The 19,097-nt window shown below is 68.2% G+C and carries 23 protein-coding genes; 14 read left to right on the top strand and 9 right to left on the bottom strand.

What is annotated here, in order from left to right:
- Position 1: 1 nt before the first annotated feature.
- Together NO878_RS05405 and NO878_RS05400 are read left to right on the top strand one after the other, a co-directional pair.
- Entirely contained in the window at positions 2 to 1,168 is a 1,167-nt protein-coding gene (locus tag NO878_RS05405) for a thiolase domain-containing protein (protein ID WP_256404938.1), read from the top strand.
- On the top strand, positions 1,165 to 1,545 hold the full coding sequence (locus NO878_RS05400; RefSeq protein WP_256404937.1) for a Zn-ribbon domain-containing OB-fold protein: 381 nt from the start codon (positions 1,165 to 1,167) through the stop codon (positions 1,543 to 1,545). Before NO878_RS05405 ends, NO878_RS05400 begins: the two co-directional genes overlap by 4 nt.
- Here NO878_RS05400 and NO878_RS05395 read toward each other — a convergent pair whose 3' ends face one another.
- The 4 genes from NO878_RS05395 to NO878_RS05380 are packed head-to-tail and all read right to left on the bottom strand — an operon-like array spanning position 1,546 to position 4,983.
- Positions 1,546 to 2,469 (bottom strand): alpha/beta fold hydrolase, encoded by a 924-nt coding sequence (locus NO878_RS05395; protein WP_256404936.1) that lies wholly within the window; start codon positions 2,467 to 2,469, stop codon positions 1,546 to 1,548. It abuts the gene before it with no gap.
- 49 nt (positions 2,470 to 2,518) lie between these two features.
- Positions 2,519 to 3,439: a hypothetical protein gene (locus NO878_RS05390; protein ID WP_256404935.1), complete on the bottom strand. Its 921-nt coding sequence runs from the start codon at positions 3,437 to 3,439 to the stop codon at positions 2,519 to 2,521.
- A gap of 54 nt (positions 3,440 to 3,493) precedes the next feature.
- Entirely contained in the window at positions 3,494 to 4,570 is a 1,077-nt protein-coding gene (meaB, locus tag NO878_RS05385; protein WP_256404934.1) for a methylmalonyl Co-A mutase-associated GTPase MeaB, read from the bottom strand.
- Positions 4,567 to 4,983: a cobalamin B12-binding domain-containing protein gene (locus NO878_RS05380; protein WP_256404933.1), complete on the bottom strand. Its 417-nt coding sequence runs from the start codon at positions 4,981 to 4,983 to the stop codon at positions 4,567 to 4,569. Before NO878_RS05380 ends, meaB begins: the two co-directional genes overlap by 4 nt.
- A gap of 90 nt (positions 4,984 to 5,073) precedes the next feature.
- Between NO878_RS05380 and NO878_RS05375 the strand changes: the two genes are divergently transcribed.
- Both NO878_RS05375 and NO878_RS05370 read left to right on the top strand, forming a co-directional pair.
- Entirely contained in the window at positions 5,074 to 5,319 is a 246-nt protein-coding gene (locus tag NO878_RS05375; protein WP_256404932.1) for a hypothetical protein, read from the top strand.
- A 109-nt stretch (positions 5,320 to 5,428) separates the two neighbouring features.
- Entirely contained in the window at positions 5,429 to 6,592 is a 1,164-nt protein-coding gene (locus tag NO878_RS05370; RefSeq protein WP_256404931.1) for a pyridoxal-phosphate-dependent aminotransferase family protein, read from the top strand.
- A 1-nt stretch (position 6,593) separates the two neighbouring features.
- Here NO878_RS05370 and NO878_RS05365 read toward each other — a convergent pair whose 3' ends face one another.
- Entirely contained in the window at positions 6,594 to 7,364 is a 771-nt protein-coding gene (locus NO878_RS05365) for a GTP cyclohydrolase IIa (protein ID WP_256404929.1), read from the bottom strand.
- A gap of 129 nt (positions 7,365 to 7,493) precedes the next feature.
- On the opposite strand from NO878_RS05365, the gene NO878_RS05360 reads away from it, so the two are divergent.
- On the top strand, positions 7,494 to 8,276 hold the full coding sequence (locus NO878_RS05360; RefSeq protein ID WP_256404928.1) for an HAD-IIA family hydrolase: 783 nt from the start codon (positions 7,494 to 7,496) through the stop codon (positions 8,274 to 8,276).
- Here the strand turns inward: NO878_RS05360 and NO878_RS05355 are convergent.
- On the bottom strand, positions 8,273 to 8,926 hold the full coding sequence (locus NO878_RS05355; RefSeq protein WP_256404927.1) for a potassium channel family protein: 654 nt from the start codon (positions 8,924 to 8,926) through the stop codon (positions 8,273 to 8,275). The two genes, NO878_RS05360 and NO878_RS05355, sit on opposite strands and share 4 nt — an antisense overlap.
- A 1-nt stretch (position 8,927) precedes the next feature.
- Entirely contained in the window at positions 8,928 to 10,370 is a 1,443-nt protein-coding gene (locus tag NO878_RS05350) for an APC family permease (RefSeq protein ID WP_256404926.1), read from the bottom strand.
- Between the two features lie 297 nt (positions 10,371 to 10,667).
- On the opposite strand from NO878_RS05350, the gene NO878_RS05345 reads away from it, so the two are divergent.
- Complete coding sequence (locus tag NO878_RS05345) at positions 10,668 to 10,802, top strand: hypothetical protein (protein WP_256404925.1); 135 nt, start codon at positions 10,668 to 10,670, stop codon at positions 10,800 to 10,802.
- A gap of 45 nt (positions 10,803 to 10,847) precedes the next feature.
- On the opposite strand, the gene NO878_RS05340 is transcribed toward NO878_RS05345, so the two are convergent.
- Positions 10,848 to 11,246 carry an OsmC family protein gene (locus NO878_RS05340; protein WP_256404924.1) on the bottom strand — a complete coding sequence of 133 codons (399 nt, stop codon included), beginning with the start codon at positions 11,244 to 11,246 and terminating at the stop codon, positions 10,848 to 10,850.
- Positions 11,247 to 11,305: 59 nt separating this feature from the next.
- A complete protein-coding gene (locus NO878_RS05335) occupies positions 11,306 to 12,040 on the bottom strand; it encodes a metal-dependent hydrolase (RefSeq protein WP_256404923.1) in 735 nt (244 codons plus the stop codon).
- 84 nt (positions 12,041 to 12,124) lie between these two features.
- On the opposite strand from NO878_RS05335, the gene NO878_RS05330 reads away from it, so the two are divergent.
- The 8 genes from NO878_RS05330 (at position 12,125) to NO878_RS05295 (ending at position 19,064) form a co-directional block, all read left to right on the top strand.
- Positions 12,125 to 12,856: a fumarylacetoacetate hydrolase family protein gene (locus NO878_RS05330; protein WP_256404922.1), complete on the top strand. Its 732-nt coding sequence runs from the start codon at positions 12,125 to 12,127 to the stop codon at positions 12,854 to 12,856.
- A gap of 56 nt (positions 12,857 to 12,912) precedes the next feature.
- The gene (locus tag NO878_RS05325) at positions 12,913 to 13,473 is read left to right on the top strand and encodes a gluconate 2-dehydrogenase subunit 3 family protein (RefSeq protein ID WP_256404921.1); all 561 of its coding nucleotides are present in this window, start codon (positions 12,913 to 12,915) and stop codon (positions 13,471 to 13,473) included.
- Complete coding sequence (locus NO878_RS05320) at positions 13,466 to 15,061, top strand: GMC family oxidoreductase (RefSeq protein ID WP_256404920.1); 1,596 nt, start codon at positions 13,466 to 13,468, stop codon at positions 15,059 to 15,061. Before NO878_RS05325 ends, NO878_RS05320 begins: the two co-directional genes overlap by 8 nt.
- A gap of 73 nt (positions 15,062 to 15,134) precedes the next feature.
- Complete coding sequence (gene hisC / locus NO878_RS05315) at positions 15,135 to 16,217, top strand: histidinol-phosphate transaminase (RefSeq protein WP_256404919.1); 1,083 nt, start codon at positions 15,135 to 15,137, stop codon at positions 16,215 to 16,217.
- Complete coding sequence (locus NO878_RS05310; protein ID WP_256404918.1) at positions 16,214 to 16,735, top strand: adenylate kinase family protein; 522 nt, start codon at positions 16,214 to 16,216, stop codon at positions 16,733 to 16,735. The genes hisC and NO878_RS05310 overlap by 4 nt, the downstream gene beginning before the upstream one ends.
- Positions 16,732 to 17,337, top strand: a complete 606-nt coding sequence (locus NO878_RS05305; RefSeq protein ID WP_256404917.1) for a CDP-alcohol phosphatidyltransferase family protein — start codon at positions 16,732 to 16,734, stop codon at positions 17,335 to 17,337. Before NO878_RS05310 ends, NO878_RS05305 begins: the two co-directional genes overlap by 4 nt.
- A 56-nt stretch (positions 17,338 to 17,393) precedes the next feature.
- Positions 17,394 to 17,930, top strand: coding sequence for a multiprotein bridging factor aMBF1 (locus NO878_RS05300; RefSeq protein ID WP_256404916.1), 537 nt, complete (start codon positions 17,394 to 17,396; stop codon positions 17,928 to 17,930).
- A gap of 33 nt (positions 17,931 to 17,963) precedes the next feature.
- Positions 17,964 to 19,064: a carbon-nitrogen hydrolase family protein gene (locus NO878_RS05295; protein ID WP_256404915.1), complete on the top strand. Its 1,101-nt coding sequence runs from the start codon at positions 17,964 to 17,966 to the stop codon at positions 19,062 to 19,064.
- Positions 19,065 to 19,097 lie beyond the last annotated feature (33 nt).

Raw genomic sequence — 19,097 nt, 5'->3', positions numbered from 1 at the left:
CATGACAGGCGTTCGAGTCGCCGGCGTCGGATTGACGCAGTTCGGGCGACAGCCGGAGCGTACCGGTCGCGATCTGTTCGCGGAGGCCGCCCTCGCGGCGCGCGAGGACGCCGGTATCTCCGGCGACGACATCGAGGAGATCAACTACGGCAACTTCATGGGGGCGCTCGCGGAGCGCCAGGGCCACCAGGCACCGCTGATGGCGAAGATGGTCGGGGTGAACTGCCCGGCGACCCGATACGAGGAGGCGTGTGCGTCCGCGGGCGTGGCGGTCCGGGAAGCCGTCCGCACCGTCCGCTCCGGCGAGGCGGACGTGGTCCTCGCCGGCGGCTGTGAACGGATGACCAACCTCTCGACGGCCGACGTCACCGAGGGGTTGGCGACCGCCGCCGACGACCTCTTCGAGATCAGGGCAGGGATCACCTTCCCCAGTGCGTACGCCCTGATGGCGCGGGCCTACTTCGAGCGCTTCGGCGGGTCGCGAGAGGACCTCGCACACGTCGCGATGAAAAACCACGACAACGCCCTCCCCAACGAGTACGCCCAGTTTCACCGCGAGATCACGGTCGAGGAGGCTCTCGACGCGCCGATGGTCGCCGATCCGCTCGGCCTCCTCGACGCCTGTCCCGTCACCGACGGCGCGAGCGCCGTCGTGTTCGTGAGCGACGAGTACGCCGCGGCAAACGATCTGGAGGCGCCGGTGTCGGTAACCGGGTCGGGACAGGGCGGCGACAACCTCGCCTTGCAGGCCCGCGAGCAACTCGCCGTCACGCCGGCGACCGAGCGCGCGGCGAGCGAGGCGTACGCCGACGCGGGTCGCGACCCTGCCGACGTCGACCTCGTCGAGGTCCACGACTGTTTCACCATCGCCGAGGTGCTGGCCATCGAGGGGTTGGGCTTCTACGAGCCAGGTGAGGGGGTCGGCGCCGCCCGCCGCGGCGAGACGACGGCGAGCGGCGACCGGCCCGTAAACCTCTCCGGGGGGCTGAAGGCCAAGGGCCATCCCGTCGGCGCCACCGGCGGCAGTCAGATCGCCGAGATGACGCGACTGCTCCGGGGCGATCACCCCAACAGCGAGCACGTCCCCGACGCGACGGTCGGCGTCACTCACAACGCGGGCGGGACGGTGGCCTCCGCTGTCGTCCACGTTTTGGAGGTGGACCGATGACCGACGAAAACGCGGGCTACGACGAGTGGCTGGACGCTATCGACGACGGCGAGGGGTACTTCTACGTCTGTCCCGAGGGCCACGGCTCGCTTCCCCCGCGTCGGGTGTGTCCCGACTGTGGGTCGCCGGAACTGGAGCGGACGCCGCTGTCCGAGACAGGGACCGTCGAGACGTTCACCGTGTGTTACGTCGCCGCCCCCGACTTCGCCGACGAGGAGCCGTACGCTACCGCAATCGCCGACTTCGGCGACGTGCGTCTCACGGGTGTCGTCCGCGGGATCGACCCCGAGGATGTGTCGGTCGGGATGACCGTCGAGCCGGCGGTCGGCACCAACGAGACGACGGGCGACGACCTGCTGGCGTTGCGGACGCGGTGATCAGACGGCGGCGACGACCGTCTCGACGAACTCTTCGGGGTGTTCGACGTGCGGGAGAAGCTTCGCGTGATCGAACACGACCAGCCGCGCGTCGGCCGCCTCGGCCAACGTCCGCCCCCGCGACAGCGGTGGGAGCGTCGCGCCGCGGCCCCAGACGAGGGTTACGGGCACGTCGGTCTCTTCGAGGGCCGCATCGAGGTCGAGCGACGAATTGCAGTGGCCGGCGATAAAGGAGGCGACGGCAAAGCGGGCGTTCGGCTGGTGGGTTGTCCGCCACTGGTAGTCGGTCCACGCGGCGGATACCACGGACGGGTCGGCGTAGGCGTGGTCGGCGTTGAAATACCGGATCGACGGTTTCGACACCAGTGCGTCGAATAGCGCCGCCCCGACGACCGGCGCGCGCAGGAGTTCGCGGAGCCACGGCTTCGGCGGATCGGGGCCGCCGACGGTCGTCGGACAAATGCAGACGAGCGACTCCACGTCGACGCCGAGACGCAGCGCGCGGGCGACGTAGGCACCGGAGAGCGACGACGCGACGACCGCGGGCGTCTCGAACTCGGCGAGGAAGTCGGCGACGAAGTCCTCGTAGAGCGACGCGGAGTAACGAAGTGGGGGTCGAGCCGAGCGGCCGAACCCCGGTAGGTCGGGGACGACGACGTGGTACTGCTCCGCGAGCGCGTCGAAAATCGCGCGGAACTCGCCGCTCGATCCGGCGGCGTTGATGCCGTGCAGACAGACGAGGTCCGGATCGTCGGGGTCGCCAGCCTCCGCGTAGGCGACGTCCATCCCGCGCCAGCGATACGTCCGCTCGGTCGCGTCGAGGGCGGGTTCGAGTTCGCCCGCCGCGTCCTGGAGGACGCGGTCGGCAACGGCGGCCGCCGTCCCGAGTCCGAGGAGGGCGCCCCCGAGGCGTCTGAGCTTCATACTCGCCTTTCGGACGCGGTGCCCTTATACCGGCTGGTCGGGCCGTCGCTCACCAGCTTTGCAGTCCGGCTTCGAAGAGGTAGACCACCGCCTCCTGTGAGAGAAGCAGCGACCCGTAGGCCGCCGCGGGAAGCAGAAGCGAGTCAGTCCGGTCGTATCCCGTCGCCGCCACCCAGAGGACGGCGACCTGTGTGGCGCCGTACAACAGTTCGGCGACCGAGCCGGTGTCGGCCGCCCAAGCGATGATAACGAGGCCGAGAACCGCGGTGACGGGGAGGTAGGCGAGATACGCCAGCGCGTCGCGGTCGACGTGTTCGACGGCATACAAAGCGATCCCGAGTGCGACGACGAACGCCCCCGCGAGCGCGAGCTTCCCCGGCTGGGGGAACGCCGTTAGCCCGCCGGGAGCGCCCGTGAGCACGACCGCCGCGACGACAGTCGTCAGAGCGGCCGCCCGGCGGCCATCGACCACGCGCTCGAACGTCCCCTGGACGAGCAGGTGACAGACGACGGTCAGCGAGCAGGCACCGACGAGGACGCCGGGGCCGAGTAGCGCCAGGAACGTCGTCGCGGGGGTGCCGGCACCCCACGCCGACATCGTGAGCGCGTTGTACGGGACGCCGGTAGCGTCGCCGACGGCCTTCGTGCAGGCAACGAGTCCCGGCGGAAGCAGGAGGGCCAGACCGAGGCGGTGGCGGTCGCCCGCCGACGGCGGCGCCAACCGCACGTCGACACCGCGGAGGGCCGCGTACGCGCCGACGTACGCCACGAGGCCGCCGACGAGCACTGCGCCCGCGAGCAGGCTGTCGGCGACGGGGCCGCCGACGGGCACTACGTTCGACACCGCGGGCTGGAGCATCGTCGCGATTCGTCGCCAGAGGTGGACGCCCAGAAGCGCGAGAACGACCGCCGCGAGTTCCGCCGCGAGCGGGTGGTCGCCGAGGCCGGGGGCCGCCGAACGGAGGGACATATCCGCGTCTCGTTTTGCGGTGGTTTCACCCTGTCGGCTGTCCCCGGAGCGGGGTCACTCGACGGGGTCGTCGCGCTCCCGACGCTCGCGGACACAGTCGGCAAGCGGCGTGAGGATGCGGTCGGCGACGGTGTAGGGGTCCGTCTCGCGGGCCCGCACCTCGTCGACGAGCGTCGCCATCCCGCCGCGGCGGTCGATCTCTCCTTCGAGCAGGTCGGCCGCGTCGGCACGCAGTAGCTGTCGGATCTCCTCGGCGGTACGAGTCCGTGCCCGCCGGTCGAGTTCGCCGGTCGACCGGAGGTGGTCGTAGTGGGCGTCGAGGGCGCCGATCAAGTCCCTGACGCCCTCGCCCTCGGTCGCGACGGTCTCGACGATTTGTGGGTCCCACTCGTCAGTCGACTTGTCGTCGGCGTTCGCGTCACTCTCGACGGCCGCGCCCGCACCGTGGTGGCCGGCGCCGGCCGCCGTCGCCCCCTCGCGCATGTGGAGCATCTCTTGGAGGTCCGAGACGGTGGTCGAGGCGCCGTCCATGTCGGCCTTGTTGACGACGAACACGTCCCCGATTTCGAGGATGCCGGCCTTGAGCATCTGGACGTCGTCGCCGCTGCCGGGCTGGACGAGGACGACCACGGTGTCGGCAGTCCGAACCACGTCCACCTCGTTCTGGCCGGCGCCGACCGTCTCGACGACGATTCGGTCCTTGCCGAAGGCGTCGAGGGCCTTGATCGCGTCGGCGGTGGCCGTCGAGAGTCCGCCGAGTTGGCCGCGGGCGCTCATCGATCTGAAAAAGACGTCCATGTCACCGACGTTCGAGGCCATCCGGATGCGGTCACCGAGCACCGCGCCCCCGGTGTACGGCGAGGAGGGATCGACCGCGATGACGCCGACGGTGAGTCCACGGTCCCGGTAGGTCTTGGCGAGTTTGTCGACCAGCGTCGACTTGCCGGCGCCCGGACTCCCCGTGACACCGATCACCTCCGCGTCGCCCGTGTGGGCGTGCAGCGCCGAAACGATGTCGCGGTAGCCGGGGGCGCGGTCCTCGATCTTCGAGATGGTGCGGGCGAGTGCCCGATGATCGCCGTCGAGGACGTCGGCGACCAAGTCCGGTGCCTCCGTCTCGGCCTCGCTCATCGTTGCGGAACGTTGTCCCGGACGAAGTCGATGGTCTCCTGCATCGGCGTCCCGGGACCGAACACCTCGGCGACGCCAGCCGCCATCAGGTCCGCCCGGTCCTCGTCGGGGATGATCCCGCCGATGATGACGAGGGTGTCCTCGAAGGCACCGTACTCTTTCAGCCCCTCGATCACCTTCGGCACCAGCGTGTTGTGCGCCCCCGAGAGGATGGAGATGCCGAGGACGTCCACGTCCTCCTGGACCGCCGCCTGAACGATTTCCTCCGGCGCGCGGTGGAGTCCGGAGTAGATGACCTCGAATCCCGCGTCCCGGAACGCCCGGGCGATGACGTGGGCGCCCCGGTCGTGGCCGTCGAGGCCGACCTTGGCGACGAGACACCGGATGGTCCGCTGTTCCTGGCCTGCGCTCATGTGCTACCTTTCAGCACACGGGCGTTTGACTCTAACGGAGCCTCTGTGGCCGCCCCCGTCGCTTTTCATCCGGGACACCGACGCGAACGTATGTCCGCACCACCCGAGGAGCCGTTCCCGGACCCGCCCGACGACGATGGGTCGGCCTCGCTACTCGGCTTCAACTGGTACCATCACGCGCTCGCAGCCGCGTACAGCGTCAGCGCCGCAATTTCGGCGGCGTCTATGTCTCCCGCGCGGCTAGCGGGGTACTTCGTCGCCTCGCTGGTCGGCGCGTACGTCGTCGTCGCGGTGCTGACGCTCTGCTGGCGGTTCGCGTGGGCACAGTTAGGGTGACACTCGCCACCGCGTGAAACGCTTTCATGTAGCAATCGTCGAATCGAACTTCGACGATGTATTGCCACGAACACCCAGGTTTTTATTCCGCTCGCCCTTCGATTCGGATATGAGAAGCCCACCTGATACGAGCGAGTTCGATACGCCGTCGCGGATTCTGATGGGTCCTGGCCCGAGCATGATCGCCCCGCGCGTCCTCCGTGCGATGTCGACGCAGGCGCTCGGATACATGGATCCCGCCTTCCTGGAGATTATGGACGACATCCAAGAGCTGTTGCGATATACGTTCCAGACGGACAACGAGTGGACGCTGGCCACGAGTGGGACGGGGACGGCGGCGATGGAGACGGCCATCGGCAACCTGATCGAGCCGGGCGATACGATGTTGGTCCCCACGAACGGCTACTTCGGTGACCGTATGGGCAAGATTGCCCGCCGCGCGGGTGGCGACGTGGTGACCGTCGACGCCCCGTGGGGCGAACCCCTCCAGCCCGCGGACGTCGCAGCCGCCTTCGACGAACACCAGCCCGACGTCTTCGGGTTCATCCACGCCGAAACCAGTACCGGCGTCCGCCAGCCGAACGTGTCTGAGATGACCGACATCGCCCACGACCACGACGCGCTCGTGCTTGCGGACTGTGTCACGTCGCTATCGGGCGTCGAACTCCGTCTCGACGAGTGGGGTATCGACGCCGCCTACGGCAGTCCCCAGAAGTGTCTCTCCTGTACCCCCGGGGCGACGCCGCTGACGATGAACGACCGCGCCCGGGAGAAGGTGCTGAACCGGGAGACCGACACCGGTTCCTGGTATCTCGACCTCGACCTCGTCATGGAGTACTGGGGCGACGAGCGCAACTACCACCACACCGCCCCGACCACGAACTTCTACGGGCTTCGCGAGGCGCTCCGCCTCGTCGCCGAGGAAGGACTCGAGAATCGGTGGGAGCGCCACCGCGAGGTCGCGGGCGAACTCCGGGAGGGCCTCCAGCGTCTCGGTCTCGATCCCGCCGCCGAGAAGGAGTACTGGCTCCCGAGCCTGAACACCATCGAGGTGCCGGACGGCGTCGACGACACCGCCGTCATCGAGTTCCTGATGCAGGAGTACGACATCGAAATCGCGAGCGGTCTCGGTGACCTCGAGGGCGACGTCTGGCGGATCGGCTGTATGGGGTACTCCGCGCGTCGACAGAACGTCGCCTGCCTGCTGACGGCGATGGAAGACGCACTCGAAGCCCAGAACTTCGACGTGGGCGAGACCCCCATCGAGGCGTAAGCTACGCGCCGTCCGCCGTCACGTCGCCCCACTCGACGGCGGTCCCACGGTGCCGACACTCCTCTAGGGCGTGTTTTGCCGCCATCCCCGCCTCGTGCGCGGAGGCGCCGCGACCAACGCCCACCTTGAGGTCGACGCCGACGGCCTCCTCGACGTGGTCGATGGCGTCCTGATAGGCGTCGGTCGACATCTCGGGTGCGACCGCGATGATGTTGTCGCCCCCGACGAAAAAGGAGAGCCCACCCTGCTCCTCCCGGAGATGCCGCATCAGCGCCGCGTACCCCTGCTCGATCTGGATGAACGAATCGAACTCGTTGAGCTGATCGGTGTACTTTCCGGTCGCGTCGTTCACGTCGAAGTGGGCGATGGACACGTCGTCGCTGTCGTCGGTGATGGGGTCGCCGGCGAGCACCTCGCGCCGGTCGCCGTCCTGTGCGCTCCCGGCGCGCTGGAGGCCCTCGGTCGCCTGCTCCAGCGCGACTGCCGGGTTCGGGTCGGCACCGATCCCGAGGCTGACGGTGACCGGATAGCGGTTCCCCATCGACTCCTGAAGGAGCTCGTGATCGTCGATATCCAAGCCGTTCGTCACCGCGACCATGTTGTCGAAGCGGGTGAAGAAGGCGTAGCCGCCCCGGTAGCCGACGAACTGCGCGATGTCGGCGAAGAGTCGCGACTGGAGCGTCTGGAGGTCCATCTCGCGGCGCGGTTCCGGCGTCACCGTCCACGGTCCGTAGTTGTCGATCTGAACGAGCGTCAACTGCGTGTTCGTCACGGTACCGAACAGTAGGGCGGCGTCCAAATGGCTCTTTGGTTCGAGTGGGGGGTCGACCGGACCGCGCGGCCGCACAGACGCCCGCCGGCGAGCGCGGCGTTCAACTACACGGCGGCCCTAGGCGGATCGATGACCTATCGTGGTGTCGTCCTCGACGTTGACGGGACGGTGGTCCGTGGCGACGAACCGATCCCGGGTGCGGCCGAGGGACTCGACCACCTGGCTGCCGCGGGGTGTCGACGGCTGTTCGTCTCGAACAATCCGACCAAGCGGCCGCCGGCGTACGCCGAGCGCTTGGGCCGTGCCGGCTTCGACGTCGATCCCGCGGAAATAATCACCGCCGGAACGGTCACGACCACCTACCTCGGCGAGCGTCACGACGACGACGCGCTGTTCGTCGTCGGCGAACCGGCACTTGTCGAGCAGTTGACCGACGCTGGTCTCACGGTCGTCGACGAGGCCGCCCGAGCCGAGGCGGTCGTCCTCTCCATCGACCGGTCGTTCGACTACGACCGCCTCTGTGCCGCGCTCCGGGCCTGTGAGGGCGACGACGTGACACTCGTCGGCACCGATCCGGACATGCTGATCCCCGCGGCCGGCGGCGACCTCCCCGGATCGGGCGCCATCATCAACGCCGTCGCCGGCGTCGTCGGCCGCGACCCGGACGTGGTCCTCGGCAAGCCCTCCGAGCCGGCACTTCGCATCGTCCGCGACCGCCTCGGGGTGTCGCCGTCGGCGTGTCTGGTCGTCGGCGACCGCCTCGACACCGACGTGGCGCTCGGTGACCGTGCGGGGATGACGACGGCGCTCGTCCGCACCGGCGTCACCGACGACGCCGACCTCGCCGAGAGTGACATCTCGCCCGACTACGTCCTCGACTCGCTGGCCGACGTAGAGCGCATCCTCGATTAACCGCGAAGCAGGTTCAGCACCTCGTCGGCCACGTCGGGGTCGACCGCGATGACGTAGTGCCGACCGGGGGTGAGCGTCGTGTCCGGTCTGGCGACCCGGTTGCCGTCGTCGTCGGAGATGACGAGCGTGCCCGCGGGGAAGCGAACCGCTCGAAGTTCCTTGTTCGCGGCTGGCGCCCCCTCATCGACCCGAATCTCTAGGATGTCGAGGTCGCCGGTCACGTCGGAGATCGACCGCACATCGCTCCCCTCGATTTCGTTGACTGCGACGCGTGCCCCCGCATCCTCGGGGAACACCGTCTCGTCGACGAACCGACCGTACGCCTCTCGCCGTCGAGAGTCGATGCGTGCAACAGTCCGGATGCCCGGCGCCATCGCCGCGGCCTCCATACACACCGCCAGGTTCAACCCCGGTTCCCCGGTTAGCCCGGCGATCACGTCCGCCGACTCGACGTCTGCCTGTTCGAGGATGTCGGGGTTCGAGGCGTCACCCTGGATGACCGTCGCCACGTACTCGTCGGCGATGCTGTCACACCGGTCCGGGTCACGCTCGATGATGGTGAGGTCGTGGCCCCGGTCGTCGAGGGTGATCGCTGTCTGGAAGCCGACGCGCCCGCCGCCTGCGATGATCACATTACGGTGGCTTGCCATGTTAATCGTCTCCTGATGTCGTCGACGCGGTGTCGGGGTCGTCGTCGTCCGTCCGTAGCAACAGGTGGACGCCGTACGCGACGCCACCCAGCACGATCCAGCCGATACTGAGGAGGAGCGCGAGCGTGTCCGTCCGGAGGAGATACCGGATCAGCACGCCCGTCAACAGCAGGTTGAGCAGGATGCCGAGAATCGGCGGGACGGGGTAGTACGGCATTTCGTACGGCCGGTTCATGTCCGGTCGCTCCCGCCGAAGCTTGATGACCGAAGCGTTGACCACAATAAAGGAGAGCAAAAAGAAGAGACTCGACATGTTTCCGGCGCTCTGGGTCGGCAACACGACCGATGCGAGCATCACCACCCCGCTGGCGAGGATGGCGACGAAAGGCGTCCCGTACCGGTGGTGAAGCCGGCCGAACGAGGGGAGGAGTTGTTCCTCCCGACCCATGGAGAACGCCACGCGCGAGGAGGCGATGACCACCGCGTTCAGCGCCGTCAGCGTGGAGAAGACGGCGCCGAAGACGATAATCGCGCCCCCATTCTGGATCACCGGGAGTCCCGTCGGCATGAACTCCGTCGCCGCCTGGGCGATGCCGGCCTCGCCCGCCGCGGCCAGTCCGCTCGCGCCCAACGTCCCGATGGCCACGCCCACCACCGCGAGGTAGACGACCACCGTCACCGCCAGACTCACGAAGATGGCCTTGGGGATGTTCTCGCGGGGATTTTTGACCTCCTCGGTGACCGTCGTGATGAGGTCGTACCCCTCGAAGGCGATGAAGGTGAGACCCATCGCGGGGAGGAGAGAGAAGGGGCCGTTCCCGTCGGCGAACAGCGGCTGAAACTCCGCGGACGAAAACATCGGCGACGCGATTCCGAAGCCGACGAAGACGACGAGGATGCTCACCTTGATCAGGGTGAAAATCGTCTCGACGCTCCCGCTCGCGGCCGTCGAGAGCGCGTTTAGCCCGACGAGAAAAAGCACCGCAACCGACGCCAACACCACTCCCACCGGAATGGCGGCGTCGACGGCTGGCAGCGCGATGGCACCCACGGCGCCCGGGGCCGGCGTCACGTCGTAGACGTGGAGTAGTTCGAGGAAGTTCGGTGCGAATCCCAGGGCGTACAGTCCCCCGGCGATCATGTAGGCAAACCAGAGCATCCACCCCATCAGGAACGAGGACAGGTCGTCGAACACCTCCCTGACGAAGGCGTATCCGCCGCCGCTTTTCGGAATCGAGGACGCGAGTTCCGCGTACGAGAGTCCGGTAAACGCCGTCACGACGCCGTTGAGGACGAACACCAGAATGGCCGCCGGCCCGGCGATTTCGGCGGCCAGCCCCGTCAGGACGAAGATGCCCGCCCCGATCATCGCACCCATCCCAATCATCGTCGCGTCGAGAAGGCTCAGATTCGCCTCCGGGGAGCGCTCGCCGTGACTGCTCATGGTTCTCGTCTCCCGTCGGTTCGTCTCCGTCCGGGGCGAGGCCGGAACGGACACACGGTCGTCTCGCTCACGCGGCCCACGCCCCCGGATCGGTCGTCGTGACTCGTCGGCTGTCGCCGGAGTGGCTATCGTCGGTCACCGAACTACTCCGTTCAACGCGTGCAACTCACAAAAATGGGGGACATCACTCCCGATGTGGGGAAACTGGCTGACGCGTATTTGCCCGCACTCAGGCCGCTCTGACTCGACACGGTGTCTGACGTGGATTTATGTAGTTGGTGCGTGATATCACGTAACATGGCATCAAACGACAGTCCGTACGTCTTCCGGGGAAGCCCGGAGGACGGAGCCGAACGCCCGCCGACGACGAACGGACAGGAGGTGGTCATCGTCGACGGTCGGGCGATGAGTTACCGCTGGTACCGCCGCTGACGGCCTTTTTGGCACCGAGACGCCGGCGCTGAGCGGTAGCGCCGGTCAGAAGGCGTCGCCGTACACCGTAACGTCGGCTTCGAGTCCATCGCGGAGCGCCGCGTGGACGTGACAGATGTCCTCGGCGCGGGCGACGATTTCGTCGAACTCCTCGTCGGCGAGGTCGGCGGCGACGTGGACGGCGAACTCGATGGACGCGAGGTCATCGTCGTCGTCCAGTGTGGCGTCCGCGTCGATCTGGATCTTGCCCAAGTCGTCGTGGTCCCGCTGTTGGCCGCCGACGCGGAACGCAGGCAGGAAACAGGAGGCGTACGTCGCCACGAGCGCCGCGTTCGGGTTCGGTCCGTCCTCGTCGGTCGCGTCGACGGTGAACTCGAAGTCGCCGACTTGGTTGACGCAGGCGAAGCCTTCCTCGCTGACGGTGATGGTTTCGATGTCGCTCATACCACCGTCCGAAAGGACCCGCCGCGTCTAAATACTGTCCATCGCGGCTCCGACGACGCTCACCCGTCGCCGTACGGCCGTTCGAAGGTGTGACTCTCGTCGCCGTCGAGGACGTGGACGTCGGCGTCGGCGCCGGCCGCCGTGACTTCGTGTTCGAACTGGCTCACGTCGATTTCGATGGGCGGGAAGGTGTCGTAATGCATCGGGAAGACGTGATCGACGTCGAGCCAGTCGGCGGCGAGGGCGGCCTGTGCCGGGCCCATGGTGAAGTGATCGCCGACCGGCAGGGCGGCGACGTCGGGGTCGAGGAACGGCCCGATCACGTCGCGCATCTCGCTCATCAGGCCGGTGTCACCCGCGTGGTAGAACGCGAAGGCGTCCTCGTCGGTCTCTTGGGTCGGCTTCGTGTCGCCGATAACGTAGCCGGCGGGCATCCCGGCGCTGTACTCGTAGTCGGTGCCGATCCCGTTGGTGTGGTCCGCGCGGTGCATCGTCACGTAGGCGTCGCCACACTCGACGGTACCCCCGAGGTTCATCCCGACGGTGTCCTCGATGCCGTGTTCGTCGACGACCCAGCCGGTCACCTCCGGCGTGCCCACGACCGTCGCGTCCGCGAACGCACCCACGTCGGCGATGTGGTCGGCGTGTCCGTGGGTCAACAGGACGTAGTCGGGTGCCGGCACGTCGGACGGGTCGAGCGACGTGTGCGGGTTGTCGAAGAAGGGGTCGATCAACAGCGACGTGTCATCGACCGTAACGTGCCACGTGGAGTGGCCGTGCCAGGTAAGTTCCATTGCATCGGAGCGTTGTCGGGACGCGACCGTCAATCTTACTCACCGACGGGGAAGGCTTATTTTGCCGGCCGATGACCCGCCTCCATGCGACAGGTCAGATTCCGCGACCCCGCAGGGATGGTGCGTACCGGCGAGTGGCACGGCGACGCCGTCAGCTTCGCCGACGAGACCTACGGCCTCGACGAGGTCGACGTGCTCCCACCCTGTGAGCCGTCGAAAATCGTCTGTATCGGCCTCAACTACGCCGATCACGCCGAGGAGACGGGCATGGATATTCCGGAGCGGCCGATGCTGTTCTTGAAGCCCCCGAACACCGTGGCCGCCCACGGCGACACCGTCACCCTGCCTGCGGGCAAAGAGCAGGTGGACTGGGAGGCGGAACTCGGCGTCGTCGTCGGCGAACAGTGCCGGAACGTCGACGCCGCCGACGCCGAGTCGGTGATCGCCGGCTACACCGTCCTCTGTGACATCTCCAACCGCGACGACCAGCGTCAGGAACAGAACTGGGTCCGTGGCAAAGCCTTCGACGGCGGTGCACCCCTCGGCCCGGTCGTCGCTGACCCCGAACACCTGCCCGACGAGGCCAGCGTCAGCCTCCGGGTCAACGGTGAGACCAAGCAGGACTCCGATATCTCACAGCTCATCTTCACCGTGCCGGAACTGATCGAGGAGATATCGACGTACATGACCCTCGAACCCGGCGACGTCATCTCGACGGGCACCCCCTCGGGCGTCGGCGGCCTCGAAGACGGCGACGAGGTCGAGGTCGAGGTCGAGGGCGTCGAGACCCTCTCCTTTACCGTCCGACAGGACTGACCTCGCAGCGAGCGGAAGGCAAGTCATAAATTTAGGCCGGCCTAATCACCGCCGCGATGGACCTGACCAGACGGGACGCGGTGGCGGCGTTGGCAGCGACCGGTGGCGCCGTCGCCGTCGGGCGCGCGTTCCTCGATTCCCCGTCCACGGAGTCCGCGGCCGCCGACGCGGCCGTCCCCGAGAACGCCCTCGCGTCGCTCGTCGCCGTCGCGGAGGTGGTCTATCCCGACGCCGCGACGGGTGTCGGCGACTTCGTCGAGACGTACGTGGCGGGTCGGGTTGCCGACGACGACGCCCGTCGGGCCGGGGTGGTGGAGACGGCGGCGGCCCTCGACGCGACGGCCCGTGACTGGTTCGAGACACCCCTGACGGATCTCGATCCCGAGACCCTCGACGGGATGCTCCGTGACCTCCGGGTCGACGTGAGCGATCCGGACCCGGACGGGGGGTTACCCGGCCGGGTTCGCTTCTACGTCGTCAACGAACTGCTCTATGCCTTCTATGCCTCGCCGACCGGCGGTCGACTGGTCGGCATCGAGAACCCGGCCGGTCACCCCGGCGGGGTCGAGAGCTACCGCCAAGCCGAGATGTCGTCGGAGACGGAGGACGATGGCTGAGGAGTCGTCCGACCGCACGCCGGCGCCACGGGCGGACGTCTGTGTCGTCGGTGCCGGTCCCGCGGGCGCTATCGTCGCCGCCCGCCTCGCCGAAGCGGGACACGACGTCGTCGTCCTCGACGCCGGGCCACGGTTCGACCTCGCGGACCGCGAGGCACAACTCGACGCCCACCTCCGGCCCGGCGTGAACGGACTCTGGGACATGGGCGGGGAGCGCGACGCCTACGCCACCGATGGGCCGCGAGACTACCCGCTGAACGCCGCCCGGGTGAAGGGTGTCGGGGGGTCGACGCTCCACTGGCAGGGGATGGTGATGCGCCTGCACGAACGCGACTTCGAGCTCCGATCCCGTCACAGTGTCGGGACCGACTGGCCCATCGACTACGCGGACCTTCGACCGTACTACGCGGCGGCCGAACGCGAACTCGGCGTGGCAGGCGCCGACGACAACCCCTTCGCCCCGCCACGCGAGGAGCCGTTTCCTCTGCCCGCGTTCCCCCCGTCTCACAGCGACGCCATCTTCGCCGAGGCCTGCGAGTCACTCGGCCTGCCCACCCACTCGGTGCCGAACGCACGCAACTCCGAACCCTACGACGGCGCCGCCGGGTGTGCCGGCTACGGCACCTGCAAGCCGGTCTGTCCTTCGGGGGCGAAATACACCGCCGAGCGGCATATCGCCCGCGCCGAGGCGGCCGGCGCCCGGGTGATCGACCGCGCGCCCGTCCAGCGACTCGTCCACGACGACGCTGGACGACGGGTCGAGGCCGCCGTCTACGCGACGCCCGACGGGACCGAACACCGACAGGCTGCCCGGTCGGTCGTCCTCGCCTGCGGCGGCGTCGAGAACGTCCGTCTCCTCTTGCTCTCGGACTCCGAGGCCTACCCCGACGGCCTCGCCAACTCCTCGGGCCTCGTGGGACGGCACTTCATGGACCACTGCTTTGCCGGCGCCGGCGGCCGGATCGACCGCCCCACCCGACAGAACCACGTCGGGTTCAACACCACCGAGTGTCACGCCCTCTACGACGGCACCGATCCTCTCCCGGGCGTCAAACTCGAATTTCTCAACTACGCCGGGCCGTCGCCGGTGACACAGGCGCTCGGCGCCGACGACTGGGGCGATGCCCTCCTCGATGACCTTCGGGACGCGTACGGCACCCACCTCGCGGTCGGCGGCCTCGTCGAGCAGTTCCCGAACGCCGAGAACCGGATCACGCTCGACCGCTCGACGACCGACGATCACGGCAACCCGGTTCCGAAGGTCCGGTGGTCGGTCGGCCCGCGGACCCGCGCGGCAATCGAACGGGCGAACGAGGTGCAGGTGGCGGTCCTCGAGGAACTCGGCGCCGAAGTCGACTGGGTGGTCGGCCCCGACGCGACCGGTCCCGCCTTTCACCACATGGGGACGACGCGGATGGGGACCGACCCCGCCGAGAGCGTCGTCGCCCCCGACTGCCGGACCCACGACCTCGACAACCTCTGGATCGCCGGCAGCAGCGTCTTCCCCACCGGCGGCGCGATGAATCCGACGCTCACCATCGCGGCGCTCTCCTGTCGCCTCGCCGACCGCCTCGACGGCTGGCTCTGACCCTCGCCGTCGGCCGAGCAAACACACGCTGATATTGACCACGCTTAAGCGTCGGCGTCCGTATCCTCCGAACATGGAGCCACGGGACCTCTCGGAACTCTCGCCGTACGTACCCGGCCGCGGGGCAGAAGAGGTCGCCCGCGAGTTGGGGATGGACCCCGACGACCTCACGAAACTCTCGTCGAACGAGAACCCACACGGCCCGAGTCCGGCCGCCGTCGAGGCGATTCACGAGACGGCGCCGAACGTCGGGGTCTACCCCAAGGCCTCGCATACGGACCTCGCCGCAAAACTGGCCGATCACTGGGACGTTACACCCCAGCAGATCTGGGTGACGCCGGGTGCCGACGGCGCCCTCGACTACCTCGCCCGAGCCCTCCTCGACCCCGGCGACCGGGTGCTCGCGCCCGACCCCGGCTTCTCGTACTACCGGATGAGCGCCCGCTATCACCACGGCGAGGTGTCGACCTACGACCTGTCGAAGGCCGACGACTTCGCCCAGACGCCCGACACCGTCCTCGACGCCTACGACGGCGAGCGGATCGTCTACCTCACCACACCCCACAACCCGACGGGTGCGGAGTTCTCACAGGCGGCCATCGTCGACCTCGCGGAGGCGGTGGCCGACCACACGCTCTTGATCGTCGACGAGGCTTACGCCGAGTACACGGACGCCCCCTCGGCGGTTGACCTCCTCGACGCCTACGACAACGTCGCCGTTACGCGGACGTTCTCGAAGGCCTACGGCCTCGCGGGTCTCCGTGTGGGCTACGGCGTCGTCCCCGAGGCGTGGGCCGAGGCCTACGCCCGGGTCAACACACCCTTTGCCGCCAGCGAGGTCGGGTGTCGCGCCGCGCTGGCCGCTCTCGACGACGACGACCACCTCGAACAGACCGTCGAGACGGCCCGCTGGGCGCGGGAGTACCTCCGCGAGACCCTCGACGCGCCAACGTGGGAGAGCGGTGGCAACTTCGTTCTCGCGGAGGTGGGCGAGGCAGGCGCCGTCGCCGAGGCCACACAGCGACAGGGCGTCATCATCCGTGACTGTTCGAGTTTCGGCCTGCCGGCGTGTGTGCGCGTTTCGTGTGGCACCCGCGAGGGGACACGCCGCGCCGTCGAAACGATCAACGACGTGTTGGCGGAGGTGCGGGCGTGAGCGCGGACGCGAACGACGACCCCCGAGTCGCCGTCACCGGGACGCCCGGCACCGGGAAGACGACGGCGACGACGCTGCTCGACGACCCGGTGATCCACCTCAACGAGCTAATCCGCGAGGCGGGGCTCTGGACGGAGCGCGACACGGATCGCGACTCGCTGGTGGCCGATCTGGACGCAGTCCGCGAGGCGGTCGGCGAGTGGACCGGTGTCGCCGAGTCTCACCTCGCTCACCACCTGGACGCCGACCGGGTGGTCGTCCTCCGGTGTCACCCCGACGTGCTCGAAGACCGCCTGCGCGAACGCGGTGCGAGCGAGGCGAAAGCCGTCGAGAACGCGGAGAGTGAGGCGCTCGATGTGATCCTCTCTGAGGCAGTCGAGCGCCACGGTCCCGACGCCGTCTACGAGGTCGACACGAGCGACCGAACACCCGACGAGGTGGCCGCCGAAATCGAGGCGGTCATCGCGGGCGACCGGGACCCCAGCGCCGGCGACGTGGACTTCCTCGAGTACCTATGACACTCGACCGCCTGCGCCCGGTGGCCGAACTCCTCCTCGATCCGATGGTGACCGCCGCCGACCGGATCGGCTTCACGCCCGACGGCGTCAGCGTCGTCGCGTTCGGCTTCGCTCTCGCGGCCGCCGGCGGGTTCTATCTCGCCACGCCGCTTGGCTACCTCCTCGGCGCGCTCTGCGTGTTGGCGAACGGCTGGCTCGACTTGCTCGACGGCGCACTCGCTCGCACACAGAACGTTGACTCCCGGGCGGGCGACCTGCTGGATCACGTACTGGATCGCTACGCCGACATCGTCCTCGTGGTGGGCCTGGCCGCAGGCGTCGGCCGGTACGACCTGGGACTGCTCGCCGTCACCGGCGTCCTGATGACGTCGTATCTCGGGACGCAGATCCAAGCGGTCGGGCTGGGGCGAGAGTACGGTGGTCTCGTCGGCCGGGCCGACCGCCTCGCGCTCGTCGGAATCACCGGTGTCGTCGCCGCCGTCGTGACCGTTCCGTTCGGCCCGCTTTCGGTCGTCGGCTGGCTCCTCGTCCTCTTTGCCGTCGTGGGACATCTGACCGCGCTCCAGCGGTTCTGGGGCGCGTGGCGCGACCTCGCCGCCTGATCGCGCGGGCGGGACCGGGCGCACCTTTTATCCCGAGGCACCCGCTACCTGTGGGTATGCCCCAGTGTGAAATGTGCGGTGCCGAGAGCTCATCCCTCACGACGACGAAAGTCGAAGGGGCGGAACTGGAACTCTGTGACGAGTGTACCGACTTCGGGACCGAAGTTCGGACCGATTCGGGGAGTTCCGCCTCGACGAAGTACTCCACCTCCTCGTCGTCGTCCTCGTCTTCCTCCTCCGCGTCCGGTGGGTCGGGGTCGACCGGTGGCGGTGGCGGCGGTGGCTCCTCCCGACGGCGCGATATGTTCGACGACATGGACCAGGTCGTCACCGACTACGACGAGCGCATCCGCTCGGCCCGCGAAGACCGCGGCCTGAGCCAAGAGGAGTTGGCAAATCAACTCAACGAGAAGGCGAGTCTCATCCGCAAACTCGAACGGGGTGACGTGCTCCCGAGCGACGAAGTGCAGCGCAAACTCGAAGGCGAACTCGACATCTCGCTGTCCGAGGGGGGTGGCGACGAGGACGCCGAGTGGTCCGGTGGCTCCTCGACGACGACCACCCTCGGCGACGTCGTCAAGCGAAAAGACTAGACGACTATAGTGGTCGGGGGCGATACCCCCGGCATGTCCCGTGACGTGGCCGAGACGTTCACGCTCGGTGCCGCACAGATCGAACCCGCGTACCACGACGCCGAAGGGACCCTCGATAAGACCTGCCGGTGGATCGAACGCGCCGGTGACCGTGGGGTCGACGTCCTCGTCTTCCCGGAGACGTACTTCCCGGGCTACCCCTACTGGCGGCGGAGTACCTCCATCGCCCGGTGGACCGACCTGATGGTCGAACTGGGCGCCAACAGCCTCCACGTCGACGACGACGCCGTCGAAACCATCGGTGACGCCGTCGCCGACGCGAACCTTCACCTCGTTCTCGGCACCAACGAGGTGGACGACCGCCGAGGGAGCGAGACGCTCTACAACTCGCTGTTTTTTTTCGACCGGTCGGGCGAACTCGTTCGCCGCCACCGCAAACTCATGCCCACCCACGACGAGCGGACCATCTGGGGCCGGGGCGACCCCGAACACCTCACCACCCACGACACCGACGTGGGCCGTCTCGGCGGCCTCGTCTGCTACGAGAACCACATGACGCTGTCGAAGGCGGCGCTGTGTGCCGACGGCGAGGAGATTCACGCGGCCGTCTGGCCCGGGTTCTGGGAACAGCAGGGCCACCCCGGCGACAAGACGCGGGCCGAGTCCGCCGCCGCACGGGACACCTGCGACATCTACCCCGCCGTCCGAGAGTACGCCTTCGAGACACAGTCGTTCGTCGCCTCCTGTTCGGCCTACATGAGCGACGACGTGCCCGAGGGCTTCGAGGAGGATGAGATCGGATTCGGCGTCGGCAACGGCGGGAGTATGCTCGTCAACCCCGCTGGAATCGTCAAGGCCGGCCCGGCGGTGGGCGAGGAAACGCTCCTGACCGCGACGTTCGACCGCGACGAGCGCCGCGCGACAAAGGCCTACTTCGACGCCATGGGCCACTACACCCGCTGGGACGCCGTGAACCTAGAGGTGCGCGACGGTCGCCCCGACCCCGTCCACGATCACCACCCGGACGACCGGCCGGCGCTCTCGGCCGCCCGCGCACAGTCGCTCGCCGAGGAGTACGACGTGCCGGTCGAAGCGGTCGAGGCGGTCGCCGAGGCGGTCAGCGATGACGGATAGCCACGTTTTTTCCCCACCCGCCCACCCATCCCG

The sequence above is a fragment of the Haloplanus ruber genome (assembly GCF_024494725.1).
Taxonomy (GTDB): Archaea; Halobacteriota; Halobacteria; order Halobacteriales; family Haloferacaceae; genus Haloplanus; species Haloplanus ruber.
This window is presented reverse-complemented; position numbering and strand designations above follow the sequence as displayed.

Excerpts from the sequence above, each read along its gene's own strand:
- NO878_RS05405 (WP_256404938.1), top strand. The coding sequence starts at position 2 with ATGACAGGCGTTCGAGTCGCCGGCGTCGGATTGACGCAGTTCGGGCGA.
- NO878_RS05400 (WP_256404937.1), top strand. The coding sequence starts at position 1,165 with ATGACCGACGAAAACGCGGGCTACGACGAGTGGCTGGACGCTATCGAC.
- NO878_RS05395 (WP_256404936.1), bottom strand. The coding sequence starts at position 2,469 with ATGAAGCTCAGACGCCTCGGGGGCGCCCTCCTCGGACTCGGGACGGCG.
- NO878_RS05390 (WP_256404935.1), bottom strand. The coding sequence starts at position 3,439 with ATGTCCCTCCGTTCGGCGGCCCCCGGCCTCGGCGACCACCCGCTCGCG.
- meaB (WP_256404934.1), bottom strand. The coding sequence starts at position 4,570 with ATGAGCGAGGCCGAGACGGAGGCACCGGACTTGGTCGCCGACGTCCTC.
- NO878_RS05380 (WP_256404933.1), bottom strand. The coding sequence starts at position 4,983 with ATGAGCGCAGGCCAGGAACAGCGGACCATCCGGTGTCTCGTCGCCAAG.
- NO878_RS05375 (WP_256404932.1), top strand. The coding sequence starts at position 5,074 with ATGTCCGCACCACCCGAGGAGCCGTTCCCGGACCCGCCCGACGACGAT.
- NO878_RS05370 (WP_256404931.1), top strand. The coding sequence starts at position 5,429 with ATGAGAAGCCCACCTGATACGAGCGAGTTCGATACGCCGTCGCGGATT.
- NO878_RS05360 (WP_256404928.1), top strand. The coding sequence starts at position 7,494 with ATGACCTATCGTGGTGTCGTCCTCGACGTTGACGGGACGGTGGTCCGT.
- NO878_RS05355 (WP_256404927.1), bottom strand. The coding sequence starts at position 8,926 with ATGGCAAGCCACCGTAATGTGATCATCGCAGGCGGCGGGCGCGTCGGC.
- NO878_RS05350 (WP_256404926.1), bottom strand. The coding sequence starts at position 10,370 with ATGAGCAGTCACGGCGAGCGCTCCCCGGAGGCGAATCTGAGCCTTCTC.
- NO878_RS05345 (WP_256404925.1), top strand. The coding sequence starts at position 10,668 with ATGGCATCAAACGACAGTCCGTACGTCTTCCGGGGAAGCCCGGAGGAC.
- NO878_RS05340 (WP_256404924.1), bottom strand. The coding sequence starts at position 11,246 with ATGAGCGACATCGAAACCATCACCGTCAGCGAGGAAGGCTTCGCCTGC.
- NO878_RS05335 (WP_256404923.1), bottom strand. The coding sequence starts at position 12,040 with ATGGAACTTACCTGGCACGGCCACTCCACGTGGCACGTTACGGTCGAT.
- NO878_RS05330 (WP_256404922.1), top strand. The coding sequence starts at position 12,125 with ATGCGACAGGTCAGATTCCGCGACCCCGCAGGGATGGTGCGTACCGGC.
- NO878_RS05325 (WP_256404921.1), top strand. The coding sequence starts at position 12,913 with ATGGACCTGACCAGACGGGACGCGGTGGCGGCGTTGGCAGCGACCGGT.
- NO878_RS05320 (WP_256404920.1), top strand. The coding sequence starts at position 13,466 with ATGGCTGAGGAGTCGTCCGACCGCACGCCGGCGCCACGGGCGGACGTC.
- hisC (WP_256404919.1), top strand. The coding sequence starts at position 15,135 with ATGGAGCCACGGGACCTCTCGGAACTCTCGCCGTACGTACCCGGCCGC.
- NO878_RS05305 (WP_256404917.1), top strand. The coding sequence starts at position 16,732 with ATGACACTCGACCGCCTGCGCCCGGTGGCCGAACTCCTCCTCGATCCG.
- NO878_RS05300 (WP_256404916.1), top strand. The coding sequence starts at position 17,394 with ATGCCCCAGTGTGAAATGTGCGGTGCCGAGAGCTCATCCCTCACGACG.
- NO878_RS05295 (WP_256404915.1), top strand. The coding sequence starts at position 17,964 with ATGTCCCGTGACGTGGCCGAGACGTTCACGCTCGGTGCCGCACAGATC.